The 19,427-nt window shown below is 70.6% G+C and carries 20 protein-coding genes; 6 read left to right on the top strand and 14 right to left on the bottom strand.

Annotation, left to right across the window (positions count from 1 at the left end; all coding sequences use genetic code 11):
• Position 1 precedes the first annotated feature (1 nt).
• The 6 genes from mutM to BK819_RS07035 form a co-directional block, all read right to left on the bottom strand.
• Positions 2-865, bottom strand: a complete 864-nt coding sequence (gene mutM / locus BK819_RS07060) for a bifunctional DNA-formamidopyrimidine glycosylase/DNA-(apurinic or apyrimidinic site) lyase (protein ID WP_071328509.1) — start codon at positions 863-865, stop codon at positions 2-4.
• Positions 858-1,550, bottom strand: a complete 693-nt coding sequence (gene rnc / locus BK819_RS07055; RefSeq protein WP_071328508.1) for a ribonuclease III — start codon at positions 1,548-1,550, stop codon at positions 858-860. Before rnc ends, mutM begins: the two co-directional genes overlap by 8 nt.
• 10 nt (positions 1,551-1,560) lie before the next feature.
• Positions 1,561-1,770 (bottom strand): 50S ribosomal protein L32, encoded by a 210-nt coding sequence (rpmF, locus tag BK819_RS07050; protein WP_013586329.1) that lies wholly within the window; start codon positions 1,768-1,770, stop codon positions 1,561-1,563.
• 2 nt (positions 1,771-1,772) lie between these two features.
• A complete protein-coding gene (locus BK819_RS07045) occupies positions 1,773-2,267 on the bottom strand; it encodes a DUF177 domain-containing protein (RefSeq protein WP_025103319.1) in 495 nt (164 codons plus the stop codon).
• Between the two features lie 136 nt (positions 2,268-2,403).
• Entirely contained in the window at positions 2,404-2,901 is a 498-nt protein-coding gene (coaD, locus tag BK819_RS07040; RefSeq protein WP_025103318.1) for a pantetheine-phosphate adenylyltransferase, read from the bottom strand.
• 31 nt (positions 2,902-2,932) lie between these two features.
• Positions 2,933-5,107, bottom strand: coding sequence for an ATP-dependent DNA helicase RecG (locus tag BK819_RS07035; protein WP_071328507.1), 2,175 nt, complete (start codon positions 5,105-5,107; stop codon positions 2,933-2,935).
• 60 nt (positions 5,108-5,167) lie between these two features.
• Here BK819_RS07035 and rsmD point away from each other — a divergent pair, with 60 nt between their 5' ends.
• Positions 5,168-5,782: a 16S rRNA (guanine(966)-N(2))-methyltransferase RsmD gene (gene rsmD / locus BK819_RS07030; RefSeq protein WP_071328506.1), complete on the top strand. Its 615-nt coding sequence runs from the start codon at positions 5,168-5,170 to the stop codon at positions 5,780-5,782.
• On the opposite strand, the gene thiL is transcribed toward rsmD, so the two are convergent.
• Positions 5,752-6,747 carry a thiamine-phosphate kinase gene (gene thiL, locus BK819_RS07025; RefSeq protein WP_071328505.1) on the bottom strand — a complete coding sequence of 332 codons (996 nt, stop codon included), beginning with the start codon at positions 6,745-6,747 and terminating at the stop codon, positions 5,752-5,754. The genes rsmD and thiL overlap by 31 nt on opposite strands.
• A 23-nt stretch (positions 6,748-6,770) precedes the next feature.
• Here thiL and BK819_RS07020 point away from each other — a divergent pair, with 23 nt between their 5' ends.
• Positions 6,771-7,253: a DUF3515 domain-containing protein gene (locus BK819_RS07020; RefSeq protein WP_071328504.1), complete on the top strand. Its 483-nt coding sequence runs from the start codon at positions 6,771-6,773 to the stop codon at positions 7,251-7,253.
• A 21-nt stretch (positions 7,254-7,274) separates the two neighbouring features.
• On the opposite strand, the gene BK819_RS07015 is transcribed toward BK819_RS07020, so the two are convergent.
• The 6 genes from BK819_RS07015 to leuC all read right to left on the bottom strand — a co-directional run bounded on the left by BK819_RS07015 (position 7,275) and on the right by leuC (position 13,635).
• Positions 7,275-8,357, bottom strand: coding sequence for a D-alanine--D-alanine ligase family protein (locus BK819_RS07015; RefSeq protein WP_071328503.1), 1,083 nt, complete (start codon positions 8,355-8,357; stop codon positions 7,275-7,277).
• Complete coding sequence (locus BK819_RS07010; protein WP_371259824.1) at positions 8,257-9,378, bottom strand: NAD(P)H-dependent glycerol-3-phosphate dehydrogenase; 1,122 nt, start codon at positions 9,376-9,378, stop codon at positions 8,257-8,259. Before BK819_RS07010 ends, BK819_RS07015 begins: the two co-directional genes overlap by 101 nt.
• 7 nt (positions 9,379-9,385) lie before the next feature.
• Complete coding sequence (locus tag BK819_RS07005; protein ID WP_071328501.1) at positions 9,386-10,141, bottom strand: 1-acyl-sn-glycerol-3-phosphate acyltransferase; 756 nt, start codon at positions 10,139-10,141, stop codon at positions 9,386-9,388.
• Between the two features lie 5 nt (positions 10,142-10,146).
• Positions 10,147-11,514, bottom strand: a complete 1,368-nt coding sequence (gene murA, locus BK819_RS07000; RefSeq protein ID WP_071328500.1) for a UDP-N-acetylglucosamine 1-carboxyvinyltransferase — start codon at positions 11,512-11,514, stop codon at positions 10,147-10,149.
• A gap of 61 nt (positions 11,515-11,575) precedes the next feature.
• Complete coding sequence (gene leuD / locus BK819_RS06995; RefSeq protein ID WP_071328499.1) at positions 11,576-12,196, bottom strand: 3-isopropylmalate dehydratase small subunit; 621 nt, start codon at positions 12,194-12,196, stop codon at positions 11,576-11,578.
• Positions 12,197-12,198: 2 nt separating this feature from the next.
• Positions 12,199-13,635, bottom strand: coding sequence for a 3-isopropylmalate dehydratase large subunit (gene leuC / locus BK819_RS06990; protein WP_071328498.1), 1,437 nt, complete (start codon positions 13,633-13,635; stop codon positions 12,199-12,201).
• Positions 13,636-13,822: 187 nt separating this feature from the next.
• On the opposite strand from leuC, the gene BK819_RS06985 reads away from it, so the two are divergent.
• Positions 13,823-15,118, top strand: coding sequence for an O-acetylhomoserine aminocarboxypropyltransferase/cysteine synthase family protein (locus BK819_RS06985; RefSeq protein ID WP_071328497.1), 1,296 nt, complete (start codon positions 13,823-13,825; stop codon positions 15,116-15,118).
• Entirely contained in the window at positions 15,115-16,428 is a 1,314-nt protein-coding gene (locus tag BK819_RS06980; protein ID WP_071328496.1) for an LLM class flavin-dependent oxidoreductase, read from the top strand. Before BK819_RS06985 ends, BK819_RS06980 begins: the two co-directional genes overlap by 4 nt.
• Positions 16,429-16,455: 27 nt before the next feature.
• Here the strand turns inward: BK819_RS06980 and BK819_RS06975 are convergent, their stop codons facing one another.
• The gene (locus BK819_RS06975) at positions 16,456-17,463 is read right to left on the bottom strand and encodes a TerC/Alx family metal homeostasis membrane protein (protein ID WP_071328495.1); all 1,008 of its coding nucleotides are present in this window, start codon (positions 17,461-17,463) and stop codon (positions 16,456-16,458) included.
• Between the two features lie 266 nt (positions 17,464-17,729).
• On the opposite strand from BK819_RS06975, the gene BK819_RS06970 reads away from it, so the two are divergent.
• Both BK819_RS06970 and BK819_RS06965 read left to right on the top strand, forming a co-directional pair.
• Positions 17,730-18,287 carry an RNA polymerase sigma factor gene (locus tag BK819_RS06970; RefSeq protein ID WP_071328494.1) on the top strand — a complete coding sequence of 186 codons (558 nt, stop codon included), beginning with the start codon at positions 17,730-17,732 and terminating at the stop codon, positions 18,285-18,287.
• Complete coding sequence (locus tag BK819_RS06965; RefSeq protein ID WP_071328493.1) at positions 18,284-19,372, top strand: DUF4349 domain-containing protein; 1,089 nt, start codon at positions 18,284-18,286, stop codon at positions 19,370-19,372. Before BK819_RS06970 ends, BK819_RS06965 begins: the two co-directional genes overlap by 4 nt.
• Positions 19,373-19,427: the final 55 nt, after the last annotated feature.

Genomic DNA, 19,427 nt, shown 5'->3' with positions numbered 1-19,427 from the left:
GTCAGCGCCTCCGCTGGCAGCGCGGGCAGAAGTGCGAGGAGCGGTTCATGAACGCGGCACGGGTGATCGGCGTGCCGCAGCGCGGGCAGGGCTTCCCTCCGCGACCGTAGGCGTTCAGGGAGTGCGCGAAGTAACCGGCCTGCCCGTTGACGTTGACGTACTGGGCGTCGAAGCTCGTGCCGCCCTCGGCGAGAGCCTTCTGCAGCACGGATCGCACTTCGGCGAGCAGGCGGTTCACCGTCCGAGTCGGCAGGGCGTCGGCCGGCGTCTCCGGATGGATGCGGGCCGCCCACAGCGACTCGTCGGCGTAGATGTTGCCGATGCCGCTCACGACGCCCTGGTCCAGCAGCACCCGCTTGATCGCGCTGTGCCGCCGGGCGAGCGCGGCCCGGAAGACCCCGTCGTCGAAGAACGGGTCGAGCGGGTCACGTGCGATGTGCGCCACCTGCGTCGGGACCTGCGAGGGACCATCGGCGACGAGAGCATCGACGGCGAGCGATCCGAACGTGCGCTGATCCGCGAACACGATCGCGAGCTCCCCGTGTCGCGGGTGCTCGATGCCCAGACGGATCCGCTCGTGGCGCTCGGACGGCGCGTCCGGCGCGCGGAGCAGCATCTGACCGCTCATGCCCAGATGCGCGATCAGCGCGGAGTCATCGGAATCGAGAGGCAGCCAGAGGAACTTGCCGCGCCGCGCGGCCGCCGTGAAACGGCGACCCTCCAAGCGCTGCACGAAGTCCGCGGCTCCGGCGGTGTGCCGGGTGAGGGCGCGTTCGTCAAAGACGCTGACGCCCGTGATGACCGCGTCGATCGCGGCAGGGGCGAGGCCGGAGCGGACGACCTCGACCTCGGGGAGCTCAGGCACGCTCGCTGAGCGTGCGCCAGGCGCTGAGGGCGGCCGCCATCTCCGCCGTCTTCTTGCTGCTGCCGGTGCCCGTCATCCGGACGTCGCCGACCGCCACGGTCGCCGTGAAACGCCGGTCGTGGTCGGGACCGCTGGCCTCGACGGAGTACTGCGGCGGCGTGGCGCCGAGGCGGGCCGCGAGCTCCTGCAGGCTCGTCTTGGGGTCCATCGCCGCGCCGTACCGCTCGGGGTCGGCCAGCAGCGGCTCAGTCAGTCGCAGGACGAGCGCCGTGGCGGCCTCGGGCCCAGCGGACAGGTAGGTGGCGCCGATGACGGCCTCCATGGTGTCCGCGAGGATCGAGTCCTTGTCGCGCCCACCGGTCTGCTCCTCACCGCGCCCGAGCAGCAGGTGGCTGCCGAGATCGATGCCGCGAGCGACCTCCGCCAGCGCGACCGTCGACACGACGCTCGCCCGGCGCTTCGCCAGCTCCCCCTCGTCGAGCTCGGGGTGCCGCGTGAACAGCATGACGGTCACGGCCTGACCCAGCACCGAGTCGCCGAGGAACTCGAGACGCTCGTTGTGCGGGATGCCGCCGTGCTCGTACGCGTAGGAGCGGTGGGTGAGGGCCAACTCCAGAAGCTCCGCGTCGATATCGACGCGGAGCTTATCTGGGAGAGGCCTCGTCCCCCCGGGGACCTCCGTCACGGTTCGCGACTCAGACGTCGGCGACCTTGCGGCCCTTGTACTCGAGGAAGAGCTCGGTGCCCTGCGAGTCGGTGACGACCTTCGCCTGGTGCGGACGGCTGTAGACGACCTTGCCGTTCTCGATGGTCTTGACGAGCGCGGGGGCCTCGGCCTTCCACTGCGCGCGGCGCGAGCGGGTGTTCGAACGGGAGACCTTGCGCTTCGGGGGGTTACCAGCCATGACTAGCTCTCTTCTTTCTCGGCGGCACCGCGTTCTGCCGTGCCGTCCTGGTCTGTGATCTGCTGGAGCGCGCTCCACCGAGGATCGATGGGAGCGGCCTGCTCCGTTCCGGTGCTCTCGGTCAGCCTCTCGCCTGTGACCGGGTCGAGCCCGAGGCAATCCGGCTGACACACCGGCTGAAAAGGAAGGGCCAGTACGGCCGCATCCCTGACGAGAGTTTCAAGATCCACGTGGTCGTCTTGAACCTCGAAGTCAGTTTCTTCCTCACCAGGATACGCGAAAAGCTCCTGGAACTCGACTTCGACGGGCCGAGCGATGTCGGTGAGGCATCGACCGCACACGCCGACGTACTCGCCCTCCGCCTCTCCGGTGACGAGGATGCCCTCGTGGACGGACTCCAGCCGCACGTCGAGATCGAGTTCCGAGCCCGCCTCGAAGGAGACGATGCCCTCCCCCCACTGCTCCGTCAGGGGCACCGAGAAGGAGTGCTCGCGCATCTCCCCCGGGCGCCGGACGATGTCACGGACGGGGAGGACGAAAGGGCTGTTGAGTCGGGAACGCACCCCGCCATGCTACCCGGGTCACCGGTGAGGAGGGCCGGGAGACCGCCGGGAACGGGACCGCGATCCCCGATCAGATCCCGCGCGCGCCGGTGTCCAGGAACGAGGCGACAGCCGGCGGGACGAACGGCGAGACGTCGCCCCCGAGACCGGCGACCTGACGCACCAGCGAGCTCGAGACCATCGCATGCGCAGGATCGGGCAGCAGGAAGACGGTCTCGATGTCGGCGAGGTGCCGGTTGACGATCGCCATGGGCGACTCGTACGCCACGTCGACCTGCGAGCGGATGCCCTTCACGAGCACACCGGCGTTCACGTCGCGCGCATAGTCGACGAGGAGTCCCATGCTCCAGGATCCGATGACGATGTTGCCCGCCATGCCGTCCTCGGCGATCGAACGCTCCAGGAGGGAGAGCCGCTGCGCGATCGGCAGCATCGCCTCCTTGCCCGGGTTGTGCACCACGAGCACATGCAGCTCGTCGTAGAGGGCGGCCGCGCGCCGGATCACGTCGAGGTGACCCAGGGTCGGCGGATCGAAGGAACCCGGGACGACGGCGATCCGGCTGCTCATGGAATCCAGCCTAGGGCACCCGGAACGGCGATCAGTTCTTCGCGAGCGCCGCGCGATCCTCGTCGGTGACGCGCCGTCCGATGGCCTCCCGGAGCCCGGGGTGAGCGGCCAGCTCGGGGTCGGCAGCGAGGATGTCCTCCGCGAGCTCGCGGGCCCGGGTGATGAGAGCGGCATCCTTGACGACGCGCAGCAGCTTGAGGGACGACCGCACCCCGGCCTGTGCCGCGCCGAGCACGTCGCCTTCGCCGCGGAGTTCGAGGTCGACCTCGGCCAGCGCGAACCCGTCGAGGGTGGCGGCGACCGCGTCGACACGCTCACGGGCCACCGATCCGGCCTCGGCCTCCGTGACGAGCAGGCACAGCCCCGGGACTCCTCCTCGGCCCACCCGACCACGGAGCTGGTGCAGCTGGGAGACGCCGAAACGGTCGGCGTCCAGCACGATCATCGTCGAGGCGTTGGGGACGTCCACGCCCACCTCGATCACGGTCGTCGCGAGCAGGAGGTCGATCTCCCCGCGGGCGAAGGCCTGCATGACGGCGTCCTTCTCCTCCGAGGGCATCTTCCCGTGGAGCACCGCACGTCGCAGACCGCCGAGGGTCGGATGCGTGGCCAGCGCCTCGTCGAGCTGCACGACACCCCACCGAGGGCCTTTGCCGCCCTCCGGGGCGAGCAGCGCCTGCTCCCCCGCCTCGGCCGTCTTCGCCGCGGTGTCGATGGCCGCGCAGACCGCGAACACCTGCCGCCCCTGCGCGATCTCCTCCGCCGCCCGTTCCCACACCCGGTTGAACCAGCCCGGGTGCTCGGCCAACGGCGCGACGTACGACTCGATGCCGGCGCGCCCCGCCGGCATCGTGCGGATGACCGAGGTGTCGAGGTCGCCGAAGACCGTCATCGCGACCGTCCGCGGGATCGGCGTCGCGGTGAGGACGAGCGCGTGCGGGCTTGACCCCTTCGCCCGCAGCGCCTCCCGCTGCTCGACCCCGAAGCGGTGCTGCTCGTCGACCACGACCAGACCGAGATCGGCGAACGTGGTCTTCTCCCCGAGGAGCGCGTGGGTGCCGACCACGATCAGCGCCTGGCCGGAGGCGACGCGCAGCGCGGCCTTGCGGCGATCCGCCGCCGGCATCTGCCCGGTGAGCAGCGTCGGCATCAGCAGCGGGGCGAGCTGCGGGCCGAGCATCTTCGTGATCGAACGCAGATGCTGCCCCGCGAGGACCTCCGTCGGGGCGATCAGGGCCGCCTGTCCGCCGCTCTCGGCGACCTGGAGCATCGCCCGCAGGGCGACCAGGGTCTTGCCCGAACCGACCTCGCCCTGCACGAGCCGGTTCATCGGCCAGGAGCCGACGAGGTCGTCTGCGATCTGGGCGCCGACCGTCTCCTGATCCGGCGTGAGCGTGTAGGGCAGAGCAGCGTCGAAGCGCTCCAGGAGCCCTCCAGGTGCCGCCGGCCGCGAGGTGGCGGCGAGGGCACGCACGGCGTCGCGTTGCTGGAGCAGGGCCGTCTGCAGCGTCAGTGCCTCGTGCATGCGCAACGTGCGGACGGCGGGGTCGATGTCGTTGCGGGAGCGCGGGCGGTGGATCGCCTCCAACGCCTCCCGCGCCGTCAGCAGCTCCTCGCGGGTGCGGATCTCCGGCGTCAGCGGGTCGGGGACGGTCGGGAGGTCGTCGAGGACGCGCCCGACGAGCCGTGCGATCTGCCACGTCTGGATCGCGGAGGTGGCCGGGTAGATCGGGATCGGCACGGCCGCCCTGGCATCCGCCCGCCGGCGTGCCGCGTCCTCGTCGTCGAACAGCTCGTACTCCGGGTGCGCGAACTGCGTCATCCCGTTGAACTCGCCGACCTTGCCGGAGAAGACCCCTCGGCGCCCGACAGCCAGATCCTTGGAGCGCCACTCCGCCGCGCCGACGTTCTTCGCGAAGAAGGTCAGCGACATGCGACCGACGCCGTCGCCGATGACGACGTCGACCATGGCTCCCGGCCGGTTGCGCATCCGGCGGAAGCTCGACGAGAGCACCTCGGCCACGATCGTGACGGTCTCCCCGATCGGGAGGTCGCGGATGGGGGTGAGCTCCCCCGGGTCGGCGTACCGGCGCGGGTAGTGCGCGAGCAGGTCGCCGACGGTCTTCATGCCGAAGGCCCGGTCGAGCGTCTTGGCCGACGCCGCGCCGAGGGCCTCCTCCAGCGAGGATTCGAGCGTGAGCGACATGCTCCGAGTCTAGGGAACCGCACGGACACGACCGTCCGCGGCCTGTCGTATCGTGAACGGGTGACGAGGATCATCGCCGGAACGGCACGCGGCACCCGGCTCGACGTCCCCGGCGCCGGGACCAGGCCCACCAGCGACCGCGTGCGCGAATCGCTGTTCGGCGCCCTGGAGTCGCTCGACGCGGTCGCGGACGCCCGGGTGCTCGACCTCTACGCAGGCTCGGGGGCGCTCGGGCTCGAGGCCCTGAGCCGCGGCGCCCGGAGCGCCGACCTCGTCGAGCGCGGGCGGCAGGCCGCAGCCGTCGTGCGGCGCAACGTCGCGGCCGTCGCGAAGGCCTCCGGCACCGCGACCGCCCGGGTGCAGGAGGCGACGGTCCGGGCGTTCCTCGGGCGGACGACCGGCCCGTACGACCTCGTGTTCACCGATCCGCCGTACGACATCGACGATGAGGCGATGGACGGCGACCTCGCCGCCCTGGCTCCGCTGCTCAGCGACGACGCCGTCGTGGTCGTGGAGCGCGCCCGGCGTTCGTCCACACCCGACTTCGCCGCGGCCGGGCTCCGGGTGTTCCGGGAGAAGACCTACGGCGACACGACCCTCTGGTGGGCGGAGCCCGACCGCGAGGACACCGCCTCCGCCACGGCTCAGCCGGCGACGGAGTCCCAGTCCCGGTAAGGATCCCAGCCGCTGACGTCCACGGGACCGTCGTCGCAGAGCAGGTCCACCTCGCCGCGCGGACGCACGACACCGATGACGCGGAAGCCCGGAGGCAGCACGCCGTCCGGGAACGTCGCGAGCAGGGCGTGGTCCTCCCCGCCCGCGAGCGCGCGCTGCGGGTTCGCGCCGAGCGCTGCGCCGTCCAGCGCGAGGGTGACCCCGGAGGCGTCCGCGAGCCGACGCGCGTCGAGCGCGAGCCCGTCCGAGACATCCATCATCGCGGTCGCCCCGGCCGCTGCCGCGACCACGCCGAGGCCGATGGGCGGTGACGGTCGCAGTTGCGCCTCGACCGCAGCGCTCTCCCCGGACGCGAGAGCCGCGGGATCGACCGGCACCGGTGTCTCGCCGTCCCGGAAGCGTCCGAACAGCACCGCCAACCCGTGTGCGGCATGACCCAGCTCTCCGGCGACGGCGACGACATCACCCGGTCGCGCCCCCGCCCTGGTCACCGGCGAGCGCCCTTCGAGGTCGCCGAGCGCCGTCACAGCCACCGTGAGCACCTCGGACACCGTGAGGTCGCCGCCGACCACCGCGCACCCGGGGGCGAGCGCCGCGCAGGCATCGCGGAAGCCGTCGGCCAGGCGCTCCACGAACGACAGTCGGAGGTCGCGCGGCACGGCCAGAGCCACGAGCAGCGCGGTCGGGCGTGCGCCCATGGCGGCGATGTCGGCGAGGTTGACCGCCGCCGCCTTCCAGCCGAGGTCGTACCCGCTCGTCCAGGCCAGCCGGAAGTCCGGACCGTGCACGAGCGTGTCCGTCGTCGCGACGACCGATGCCGAGGGGGCGGCGACCACGGCGGCATCGTCCCCGGGACCGAGGAGCGTGTGCGCGCCCGGCGCAGTGCGCTGGAGGATGGCGCGGAGGATGCGCCCCTCCGAGAGATCTCCCAGGCGCGGATCGTCGGAGTCGGGTCGGGAGGGCATGTCGTCAAAGGTAGCCTGGATACATGCTTCGTTCCCGCCGCCTCGCTGCCGTCGCGGGGGCGATCGCCCTCGCCGCCGGACTCACCGGATGCTCCACCACCGTGCACCTCGAGCCGGCGGCCGACGCGAACGACCCGGCCTGCGCGAACGTCTCCGTGCTCCTGCCGGACACCGTCGGCGGGTACGAGCGCGTGTGGACCGACGCGCAGGCCACGGGCGCGTGGGGGGATCCCACGGTCGTCCTGCGCTGCGGGGTGGAGCCGCCCGCTCCGTCCGACCTCGTCTGCACCACTCTGGGCGGCGTCGACTGGTTGGTCCTGGAGCAGGAGGAAGAGCGCCAGCGCCTCGTCACCTACGGTCGCGAGCCGGCCGTCGAGGTGATCATCCGCCGCGGCGAGCAGGTCGACTTCCAATCGATCGTCGACAGCCTCTCGTCGAACATCCAGTCCGGGCTCGCGCCGGCCACCGCGCAGTGCACGGACCGGGTGGAGTTCCCCGCGAGCTGAGCGCGCGGGGAATCGTCCACGTCAGCGACGCAGGCCCGCCTCGACGAGCTCGGTGATGAGGTCGCCGTAGCTCAGTCCGGAGGCGACCCAGCACTTCGGGAACATCGAGATGGGCGTGAAGCCGGGCATGGTGTTGAGCTCGTTCACGACGAGCTCGCCGGTCGGGGTGAGGAACATGTCCACCCGGGCGAGGCCGCGACCGTCGACCGCCCGGAAGGCCCGCACGCCGGCCTCCTGAACCGCGGCCACCTCGGCGTCGGTCAGCTCCGCCGGGCACACCACCTCGACGCCGTCACCGCCGAGGTACTTCCCCTCGAAGTCGTAGAAGCCGCGGTCGCTCAGCACGATCTCGCCGGGGAGGGAGGCGCGGACGCCGTCGGCCGTCTCGAGGACAGCCACCTCGATCTCCCGCCCGGTGACGCCGGCCTCGATGAGCACCTTGTCGTCCTCGGCGAACGCGATCGCGAGGGCGGCGTCGAGTTCCTCCGGCGCCGACACCTTCGAGACGCCGACGCTCGACCCGGCGCGCGCCGGCTTCACGAAGACGGGCAGGCCGAGGTCGGCAGCGCGGGCGCGGAGGGCATCAGGATCGGCGTCCCAGTCCCGGCGACGCACGGTCACGCCCTGCGCCACCGAGATCCCAGCGGCCTGCAGGGCGATCTTCATGAAGTGCTTGTCCATGCACAGCGCCGAGTCGAGGACGCCGCCGCCGGCGTACGGGACCTCGAGCGTGTCGAAGTAGCCCTGGATCGTGCCGTCCTCGCCGTGGGGTCCGTGCAGGATCGGCAGCACGACGTCGATCTCGCCGAGCCCCTCGGTCTCGCCGCCCGGGTGCACGACCCGCAGGGTGCGATCGCCGCCGGGTTCCGGCCAGAGCACCCGGGTGCCGTTGTCGACGACCTCCGGGAGATGTGCGGCGTCGAGCGGGAACTTCGCCGGGTCGTCGTCCTCCAGGACGAAGGCGCCCTCGCGGGTGATCCCCACCGGGATCACGGCATACCGGTCACGATCGATCGCGCCCAGCACTCCCCCCGCCGTTGCGGAACTGATCGAATGCTCGCTGGAGCGCCCTCCGAAGAGCACCACCACCGTCTGCTTGTCCATGGTTGGTCCTCTCCCCCTGCGGGGTGTCGTCGTCCGTCGTGAGGTGCGGGGCGATGTCCCGGGGATCCATCTTGCCGTCGAGCACCATCTTCACCTGCTCCACGATCGGCATGTGCACATCGGCTTCGCGGGCGAGCTGCAGCACGGGAGCGACCGAGGCCAGACCCTCCGCGGTCTGCTGCATCTGCTTCACCACATCCTGGAAGCTGTAGCCCTGTCCGAGCAGCCGCCCGGCCGTGTTGTTGCGGCTCAGCGGCGACTGACATGTCGCGATGAGGTCGCCGAGCCCCGCCAGCCCCTGCAGGGTCTCCGGCTGGGCACCGTTCGCGACTGCGAAGTCGGTCATCTCGACGAGGCCGCGGGTGATGATCGACGCCTTCGTGTTCTCGCCGTAGCCGACGCCGTCGACGATTCCGATGGCGACGGCGATGAGGTTCTTGAGCACCCCGCCGAACTCTGTGCCGATGACGTCCGTGTTCACGAACGTCCGGAAGTAGGAGTTGCGCGCGGCCCGAGCCACGACGTCCGCCGTCTCCTGGCTGCGCGACGAGATCACGGCCGCGGTCGGCTGCTCCCGCGCGATCTCCAGGGCGAGATTCGGTCCGGAGGCCACGGCGATCCGGTCGGGATCGCACTGCAGCTCCTGCTGGATGACCTGGCTCATGCGCAGGCCGGTGCCCCGCTCGACGCCCTTCATGAGGCTGACGATCTTGGCGTCGCCCGCGGCGATCAGCGGGCGCAGCGCCTTGAGGTTCTCCCGCAGCGACTGGCTCGGCACGGACAGGTACACCTGGTCGACGCCGTCGAGCGCCGTCGCCAGCTCGTGTGTGGCCGCCATCGTCCGGGGCAGATTGATGCCCGGCAGGTAGCGGGAGTTGCGCTTCGCCTCGTCGATCTCATGCGCCAGCTCCGCACGGCGCGCCCACATCGTCACGTGGGCGCCGCCGTCGGCGAGGATCTTGCCGAACGTGGTGCCCCAGCTGCCGGCGCCGATCACGGCGACGCGGGGTCCGGCCGCCACGGTTCTCTTAGGGGTCAAGGCGTCCGGTCTCCTTCTGGCCGTGGCTCGCCGGGTTCCAGCGCTCTGCGGGGGCCTTCTCGCCGCGCACCTGCTCCAGCAGCGCGGTGATCGCGTTCATGAGTCGGTTGGTGGCTTCCGTGAGAGCCGCCGGCTCGCCGGCGCGACCGCGGAGGTCGGAGACGTCGACGGGGTCGCCGACGATCACGGTGACGGGCTTGCGGAGCGGCCAGAGGCTGAGCCCCTTCTGGTAACGGCCCATGATCGCCTGGGTCCCCCACTGGGCCATCGGGATCAGCGGGATGCCGTCGGCGAGGGCGAGCCGTACCGCGCCCGACTTGCCGCGCATCGGCCACATGTCGGGGTCTCGGGTGAGCGTGCCCTCCGGGTACACGATGACGCCACGGCCGTGCTCCACGAGTGCAGCCGACTGAGCCATCGTCTGCTTCGCAGACGACGCCGACGAGGTGCGTGCGACCGGGATCATCCCCGTCTTGCGCAGGAACCACCCGAGCACCGGCACGCGGAAGAGGCTCTCCTTGGCCATGAACCGCGGAGCGCGCCCGATCCGCCAGACCGCCAAAGCGACGATCAGCGGGTCGAACTCCGAGTAGTGGTTCGGGGCCAGGACGAACGCGCCCTCTCGCGGGACCTTCTCCGCACCGATGATGCGGACCTTCGCGATCAGCGACACCAGCGGGACGACGATCGCCGCGAGCGGCCAGAACACGCTCGGCCGGGTCTTCTCCGGAGACCGGGAAGCCATGGGGCTCACCGGAGGACGTCGAAGTCGGCGCCGAGCGCGTCGAGCTTGGCGAGGAACTTCTCGTATCCGCGGCTCAGGATGTCGACGCCCGACACCTTCGACTCGCCCGTGGCCGTCAGGGCCGCGATCACGTGGCTGTAGCCGCCGCGCAGGTCGGGCACCACGACGTCGGCGCCGTGCAGAGGCGTGGGACCGGTGATGACGGCTGCCTGTTCCAGATCACGACGCGGCACGCGCCGGGGCCCGTCCTGCAGACCGCGCGGGTGCACGACGATGTCGGCGCCCATCTTGACCAGCGCCTCGGTGAAGCCCATCCGGTTCTCGTACACGGTCTCGTGCACGACCGAGCGGCCGTGGGCCTGGGTGAGCGCGACGACGAGCGGCTGCTGCCAGTCGGTCATGAAGCCCGGGTGCACGTCGGTCTCGATCACGACCGGCTTGATGTCGCCATCGCGACGGAAGAGGATCCCGTCCTCCTGGATGTCGAACCAGCCGCCGGCCTTGCGGAAGACGTTGAGGAAGGTCAGCATCTCCTGCTGCTTGGCACCGCCGACGAAGATCTCGCCGTCCGTGGCCAGAGCGGCCGACGCCCACGAGGCCGCCTCGTTGCGGTCGAAGATCGACCGGTGGTCATAGCCGCGGAGCTTCTCGACGCCCTCGATGAGGATGACGCGGTTCGGCTCGTAGGAGATGATCGCGCCCATCTTCTGCAGGACGGCGATCAGGTCCATGATCTCCGGCTCGATCGCCGCGTTGCGGAGCTCGGTGATGCCCTCGGCGCGCACCGCGGTGAGGAGCACCTGCTCCGTGGCGCCGACGCTCGGGTAGGGCAGGTGGATGTTCGCGCCGTGCAGGCGGGTCCCTCCCGTCGAGAGGCGGATGCCGCTGGGCAGCTTCTCGACGATCGCCCCGAACTTGCGGAGAGCGTCCAGGTGGAAGTCGATCGGACGGTCGCCGATGCGGCAGCCGCCGAGGTCGGGGATGAACGCCTGACCCAGGCGGTGCAGCAGCGGGCCGCAGAAGAGGATCGGGATCCGCGAGGCGCCCGCGTGGGCGTCGATCTCCTCGAAATGCGCCGACTCGACGTCACTGGGGTCGAAGACCAGCGAGCCGGGCTCGTCTCCCTCCGACACCCGGACCCCGTGCACCTCGAGCAGCGAGCGCACCACGGCGACGTCGCTGATGGCCGGCACGTCGCGCAGGACGCTCGTGGTCTCCCCGAGCAGGGACGCGACCATCGCCTTGGTGGCGAGGTTCTTCGCGCCCTTCACATCGACGCGTCCGCGCAGCGGACGACCTCCACGGATGGCGAGGACGTCTCCGGTCAGCGCGGGGACGTCGTCGGAGAGAGCGTCGCGCACGGGTGTCGTCATTCGGGGCCTCACTTCGTTCATCGGGGGCGGGTTTACCCCTGGCTCCCCCGCCCCCTCCGTCTCACTGGACGGGGAGGGTCCGCGGCCGCCACGACTCGCGACGGGCCTCGAACTGCGCGATCTTGTCTTCGTTGCGCAGCGTGAGCCCGATGTCATCGAGCCCTTCGAGGAGCCGCCATCTAGTGTAATCGTCGATCCCGATGTCGGCCTGGAAGCCACCCTCCGCGCCCCCGGTGGGGTCGCCGATGGCGGCGGTGCGCGCCTCGAGGTCGACGGTCATCCGCGCACCGGGAACAGCGTCCATGAAGGCCCAGAACCGTTCCAGGTCCGCTTCGGAGATGGTCGCCGCGAGAAGCCCCTGTTTGCCCGCGTTCCCGCGGAAGATATCGGCGAACCGGGGGCTCAGCACGACCTTGAAGCCGAAGTCGCGAAGGGCCCAGACCGCGTGCTCACGGCTGGAACCGGTGCCGAAGTCGGGGCCGGCGACGAGGATGGACGCTCCCTGGTACGGCGCCTGGTTGAGCACGAAGGCGGGATCCTGACGCCAGCCGTGGAAGAGCGCGTCCTCGAAGCCCGTCTTGGTGACGCGCTTGAGGAACACCGCAGGGATGATCTGGTCGGTGTCGACGTTCGACCGCTTCAGCGGCGCGGCGATGCCCGTGTGGGTGGTGAACTTCTCCATGGTCAGGCCTCCAGATCGCTCGGGCTGGACAGGGTGCCGCGGATGGCGGTCGCCGCCGCGACGAGCGGCGACACGAGGTGGGTGCGGCCGCCCTTGCCCTGGCGCCCTTCGAAGTTGCGGTTCGAGGTGGAGGCGCAGCGCTCCCCCGGGGCGAGCTGATCGGGGTTCATGCCCAGGCACATCGAGCACCCTGCGAAGCGCCACTCCGCCCCGAAGTCCTTGATGACCTGATCCAGGCCCTCGGCCTCGGCCTCCAGTCGCACGCGGGCGGAGCCGGGAACGACCATCACCCGGACGCCGTCGGCCTTCTTCTTGCCCTGGATGATGGAGGCGAAGGCCCGGAGGTCCTCGATGCGGCTGTTCGTGCACGAGCCCATGAACACCGCGTCGACCGGTACCTCTTTCAGGGGCGTTCCCGGCGTCAGGTCCATGTACTCCAGCGCCCGCTCGGCCGCGGCCCGCTCGTTCGGGTCGGCGATCTCCGCCGGGTTCGGCACCGTGGCGGAGAGCGAGCTGCCCTGACCGGGGTTCGTCCCCCACGTCACGAACGGCTCCAGCTCGTCGGCGTCGATGAAGACCTCGGCGTCGAACGTGGCGCCCTCGTCGGTCGGCAGCGTGCGCCAGTAGGCGACGGCGTCGTCCCAGTCCTGGCCCTTCGGCGCGTGCGGACGGCCCTCGAGGTAGGCGAACGTCGTCTCGTCCGGAGCCACCATGCCGGCGCGCGCACCCGCCTCGATGGACATGTTGCAGATCGTCATGCGACCCTCCATGGAGAGCGCGCGGATCGCGCTGCCGCGGTACTCGAGCACGTAGCCCTGACCGCCGCCGGTGCCGATCTTGGCGATCACGGCGAGGATGATGTCCTTCGCCGTGACGCCGGGACGCAGCGTGCCCTCGACGGTGATGGCCATCGTCTTGAACGGCTTCAGCGGCAGCGTCTGGGTCGCCATGACGTGCTCGACCTCGCTGGTGCCGATGCCGAACGCCATCGCGCCGAACGCACCGTGCGTGGACGTATGCGAGTCGCCGCAGACCACGGTGATGCCGGGCATGGTCAGGCCGAGCTGCGGGCCGACGACGTGCACGATGCCCTGCTCCGCGTCCCCCAGCGAGTGCAGACGCACGCCGAACTCGGCGGCGTTGCGGCGCAGCGTCTCGATCTGCGTGCGGCTGGTCAGGTCGGCGATGGGCTTGTCGATCTCCCACGTCGGCGTGTTGTGGTCCTCTGTGGCGATGGTGAGGTCGAGCCGGCGGAGCGGGCGCCCCGCGCTGCGGAGGCCGTCGAAGGCCTGCGGGCTGGTGACCTCGTGCACGAGGTGCAGGTCGATGTAGATGAGGTCGGGCTGGCCGTCCTCGCCCTTGACGACGAGGTGGTCATCCCAGACCTTCTCGGCGAGGGTCCTGGGGCGTGCGGAATCCGCACCGGCGGTGGTGGTCATGGCGTGTCTCCTGTGGATGGCGGTTCGGCCCACGATGGACTCCGCGACGAGGAGGGGCTCAGATCGAGGTCTCGCCGCGGCCGCTAAGAAGGAGCACGGTCCGCATGACGTCAGGTTACCACCGCTGGGACACGCCGAGACACGCCGTGACACTCTGTTGCTCACCCGACCGACCGAGAGGCCCCGCATGACCGCCGACACCGCCCGTTTCGCCACCCGCGCCGTGCACGCCGCGAGAGGCCGGGCCGCTGCCGCCTCCCGCGTGACCCCGATCTATCTGACGGCCGGGTTCGAATTCGACGACTTCGATCACGCTGCCGACCACTTCGGCACGGGCACCGGATTCGGGTACACGCGCACCGGGAACCCCACCGTGCATGCGGTGGAGCGGCAGCTCGCGAGTCTGGAATCCGGTGCCGACGCCGTCCTCGTGGCCAGCGGACAGGCCGCGGTGACGACCGCCCTGCTCTCGGTCGTGGGGGCCGGCGACCATATCGTCTCCTCGACCCACATCTACGAGGGCACCCGCGGGCTGTTCCTGGACAACCTCGCCCGCCTCGGCATCGAGACGACGTTCGTGGATGACATCGCGGACCCGGATGCCTGGCGCGACGCCGTGCGCCCGACGACCAGGGCGCTGTTCGCGGAGTCGCTCGCGAATGCGCGGAACGACATCCTCGACGTGGCGGCGGTCAGTGCCGTGGCCGACGAGATCGCCGTCCCCCTGATCGTCGACAACACCCTGGCCACCCCGGCCCTCCTCCGGCCGCTGGAGCACGGCGCGGCCATCGTGGTGCACTCCGCGTCGAAGTTCCTCGCGGGCCAGGGCGCGGTGCTCGGCGGCGTGGTGATCGACGACGGCCGGTTCGACGCCGAGCGTGCCGGGCACAACGCCCCGCACCTCGTGCTGCCGGGGCGGGGCGGCGCACCCAGCGCCTTCGCCCGACACGGCGGCCGCGCCCGCATCGGGTACGCCAGGGAGTCGGTGGCCCCGCGGTTCGGTGCCTCGCCCTCGCCCCTCAACGCGTTCCTCATCGGCCAGGGCACCGAGACGCTCGGCCTGCGTGTGGAGCGCCAGTCGCAGAACGCCCTCGCCGTCGCACGCTGGCTCGCCGCACACGACGCCGTGGAGAGCGTGGACTACGTCGGCCTGCCCTCGCATCCTCACCACGAGACCGCGCTGCGCTACCTCGAGGGCGGGTTCGGCTCCATCTTCACCTTCACCCTGCGCGGCGGTCTCTCCGCGGCCCGTCGCTTCGTGGAGGAGGTGTCCGTCTTCACGCACATGACGCACATCGGCGACGTGCGGTCGCTCGTGCTGCATCCCGGCACGACCAGCCACGCGCAGCGCACGGACGAGGAACGTCGGACCCTCGGTGTCGGCCCCGGCACCCTGCGGCTGTCGATCGGCATCGAGGATGTCGACGACCTGATCGGCGACCTCGCGCGGGTGCTCGAGAGCGTCAGGGAGACGGTGGCATGAGCCGCCTGCAGCACTTCGGATGGTTCCTCGCCCGGGGCTTCGGCCCTCAGGGGTGGGGGTATCCGTCCCTGGACTGGGACTACGACTGGACGCGCCCGGAGGTCTACCAGGAGGCCGCGCGCACCCTGGAGCAGGCCGGTTTCGACCTCGTGATCATCGAGGACAGCCCCTCGCTCGGGTCGGCGGACACCATCGATCTGCGCGTGCGTCATGCGTTCGGCGGCCCGAAGCACGACTCCCTGCTGCTCGCACCGTACCTCTTCCAGGCGACCCGTCATCTCGGGGTGGTGCCCACGGTGAACCCGGCGGCTTCGCTGCCCTACACGTCGGCCCGTCAGTTCGCGACCCTGCAGCATCTCAGCGGACACCGGCTCGGCCTCAACGTGGTCACCGACACCGGCAGCGCCCGGCACTTCTCCGCGGCCCCGCAGCTCGGCCACGACGAGGCGTACGACCGTGCGGAGGAATGGCTCGCCGGCATCCGCGCGCTCTGGCGGAGCTGGGACGACGGTGCACTGGTCGCCGATCCCGTCTCCGGGGTATACGCGGACGGCACGCGCATGCGTCCGGTGCAGCACCGCGGCGCCCACTACGACTTCGACGGCCCTCTGAACGCCCTGCCCTTCACCGACGGCGAACCGGCCATCGTCTCCCCCGGCGGCTCCGGACGCGGACTGGCGTTCGCGGGGGCGAACTCCGACGTCCAGCTGGCGCTCGCCCCCTTGCACGAGAAGGCGGTGCGGGAGTATCGCCAGCGGGTGCACGACGCGGCTCTCGCCCGCGGACGCCGGGCCGAGGACGTCAAGGTCCTCTTCGCCATCCAGCCCGTGATCACGGCGTCCGCCGAGGAGGCCGACCGGATCGTGGCCGCCTCCGCCCACCCGGACGACGCCGCGCTCGCACAGATCGCCCGGAAGCAGTCCAGCGACCTGGAGACCGACCTCACGGCCCTCGATCTGGACAGCCCGCTCGACCCCTCGATCTTCGGAGCCCACGTCTCCCGCGGGAGCATCCAGCGGCTCATCGGGGATCGCGGGGAGGATGCCCCGCTCCGCGCGCACCTGACCGCACTCGCCAGGACCGGGCGCCTGCATGATCGCAGCGGCTTCGTGGGCACCGCGGAGGAGTTCGCCGATCTCGTCGAGGAGCTCGGCGAGTGGGGCAACGACGGCGTGCTCCTCTGGGGTGACTTCCATCCGGTCACCCTGCACCGCACCCTTGATGAGCTGGTGCCGATCCTCCGCCGTCGCGGGCTCCTCCGGCGCGAGTACGCGGACGGCGGCCTGCAGGCCAATCTGCAGGCGTTCTGACCCGCGCCTCGCCGGATCAGTGCCGGATCAGTCCCGGATCGCGGCCGCGCGCTTCTCGGCGCGCTTCTCCCGGGACGACGCGACCAGGCTCGCAATCGTCGCCACGGTCATCGAGACGAGGATCACGGCGAGCGACACCATGTTGTCGATGTCCGGCACCCACTCCACGTGCTCGCCGCCGTTGATGAAGGGGAGCTCATTGATGTGCAGCGCATGCAGGATCAGCTTGATGCCGATGAACCCGAGGATCACGGCGATGCCATAGTGCAGGTAGCGGAGGCGGTCCAGGAGGTCGCCGAGGAGGAAGTAGAGCTGGCGCAGCCCCATGAGCGCGAAGATGTTGGCGGCGAAGACGAGGAAGCCGTTGGTCGTGATCTCGAAGATCGCGGGGATCGAGTCGATCGCGAAGATGAGGTCGGTGACGCCGATCGTGATGAACACGATGATCATCGGCGTCCACATCCGCTTCCCGTCAACGGTCGTGCGGATCTTCGAGCCGTCGTAGGTCTCGCTGATGTCGATCCGGCGGCGGAGCAGCCGGACGATGAAGTTCTCGCGCTTGACGTCGTCCTCGTGCTCGCCTTCCGGCATCGCCTGGCGGATGGCCGTGTAGACGAGGAAGGCGCCGAACAGGTAGAAGATCGGCGAGAAGTTCTCGATGATCGTCACGCCGACGAGGATGAACAGCCCGCGCAGGATCAGCGCGATGATGATGCCGACCATGAGCACCTGCTGCTGGAGGCGTCGCGGCACCGCGAACTGCGCCATGATCAGCACGAAGACGAACAGGTTGTCGACGGAGAGGCTGTACTCCAGCGCCCACCCGGTGATGAAGTCCCCGGCGTTCTGCCATCCGCCCACGTTCCCCAACAGCACCGCGAAGAGCAGCGCGAGGCCCACGTAGAACACGACCCACAGCGTCGACTCCTTGGTGGAGGGGATGTGCGGTCGCAGCCGGATGAGGAGCAGGTCGGCGATCAGGATGATCGTGAGGACGACCATCGACGTGATCTCGAACCAGACAGGGATGTCCACGGGCGCTGTGCACCTTTCGCGAGGGGTCGGGAATGAGTCGAAAGTCTCTCCCCCGCAGATGTGCGGCGCGCGCCCGGAGCAGCGATGTCGGTGCTCGTGATGACGTTACGCGCGGATTCGGGATACTCCCTCTCGCCCGGGCCATGCTACCGGAGGTGGGGGTCGTCGGGACGAGGAAGTCGACATACGACGGCGGATCCGAATCCGTGCTGAGACGATGGGACATCCGCCGACACTCTCCAGGAGAGACACCGAACGGAATCAGGATGCCCGGACAGACGAGTGACCAGCGCTGGGCCGCCCAGGCGGCGACCGGCGATCAGAGCGCCTTCCGCGCCCTGTACCGCGCCCACGTGCGGCCCGTGTACTGGATCGCCCATGGCATCCTCGGCGTCGTCGCCGACGCGGAAGACGTGACGCAGGAGACCTTCGTGGTCGCCTGGCGCAAGCTTCCGGGCCTGGAGCTGCAGGGAGAGTCGATCCTCCCCTGGCTCGCGACGATCTGCCGCTTCCAGGCCGCGAACCGACTGCGCCAGCGCCGCCGCGACCAGGCGCACACGGCGGACGCGGCCGACGACCAGCTCCCCGACGTCGTCAGCGTCGAGGACCAGGTGATCACGGCGGCGCTCGCCGCGAGGATCGCCGCGGAGGTGGGCACCCTGAACGAGCTCGACCGGGAGATCTTCCGGCTGTGCGCGTCCGAGGGCTACGCCTACCAGGCCGCCGCCGACGAGCTCGGTGTGACGCACGCCGTCGTCCGGAACCGTCTCTCACGCGTGCGCACCCAGCTGCGCGGCGCTGTCAAGGAAGTGAGGGACGCATGAACGACCAGACCCCGCAACAGAGCCTCCCGCCCGTGTCCGACGCGACCATCGCACGGATCGAGGAGGCCGTCTTCACCGAGATCCAGGGCGAACGGCCACCTGTCTCGCCGCGCGCAGAGCGCGCCAGGAGACGTCGACGCCGGTGGCTCACCGCCGGCGGGATCGCGGCGGCCTTCGTCGTCGGAGTCCTGGTGACGCCGCCGATCCTCGGCGCCGTGGGCGGGGGCGGCTCCTCCGTGTCCACAGCGGACGGAGTCGTGGGCTGGTCGACCGACGAGGCGGGGTCGGCCGTGCCGGACCGCGCTGTCGAGGGGGCGACCCTGCCCGGTGCCGTCGGATCGGACGCGGCAGCATCCGCGGAAGACGGCCGGGAGATCGTCGCTTCGGCCCAGGCGTCGATGCAGGTGAAGGACATCGCCGAGGCTGCCGCCGCCATCGGCGACCTCGCTGTCGAGCACGGCGGCTACGTCGAGAGCACCGAGGTCGGCAAGGCGGTCGCGTCGGATGCTCCCGCCGAGCGGGTCCCCGCCGACTCCGGATACGGCTGGATCACGGTCCGCGTCCCCGCCGACGACCTGACCACGGTGATCGCCGCCCTCGGCGACACCGGGGAGGTGCTCTCGTCCTCCGTCACGAAGCAGGACGTCACCGCCACCGCGATCGATCTCCGCGCCCGCGTGGAGTCGACCCGCGCCTCGGTGCAGCGGCTGACGGAGCTCATGAGCCAGTCGGGCACGGTCGCCGATCTCATCGAGGCCGAGGTCGCGCTCACCGATCGCCAGGCACAGCTCGAGTCGTACGAACAGCAGCTCGCCGCGCTGGAGGACCAGGTGGCCCTGTCGTCTCTCACCGTGGATCTGTCGAGGGCGGACGCACCGGCCGCGGCGGACCCCGCGGGCTTCGGCGACGGGCTGCGAGCCGGATGGAACGGTCTGGTGGTCTCGCTGAACGCCCTGGTGGTCGCGTTCGGCTTCCTCCTCCCCTGGCTCGCGGTGGCCGCTGTCGTCGTGCTGATCGTCTGGCTCGTCCGTCGCGGCCGACGGCGCCGGAAGGCGGCGGCCGTTTCCCTGCGCACGGAGGAGTAGCCCGCCGTCCCGCGGTATACAAGAAGTCTTGTGCGTCTCCGAACCGCTGCATAGC

The sequence above is a fragment of the Microbacterium sp. LCT-H2 genome, from assembly GCF_001866135.1.
Lineage (GTDB): Bacteria > Actinomycetota > Actinomycetes > Actinomycetales > Microbacteriaceae > Microbacterium.
The sequence above is the reverse complement of the archived record's forward strand: the minus strand, read 5'-3'. Positions and strand labels throughout refer to the sequence as shown.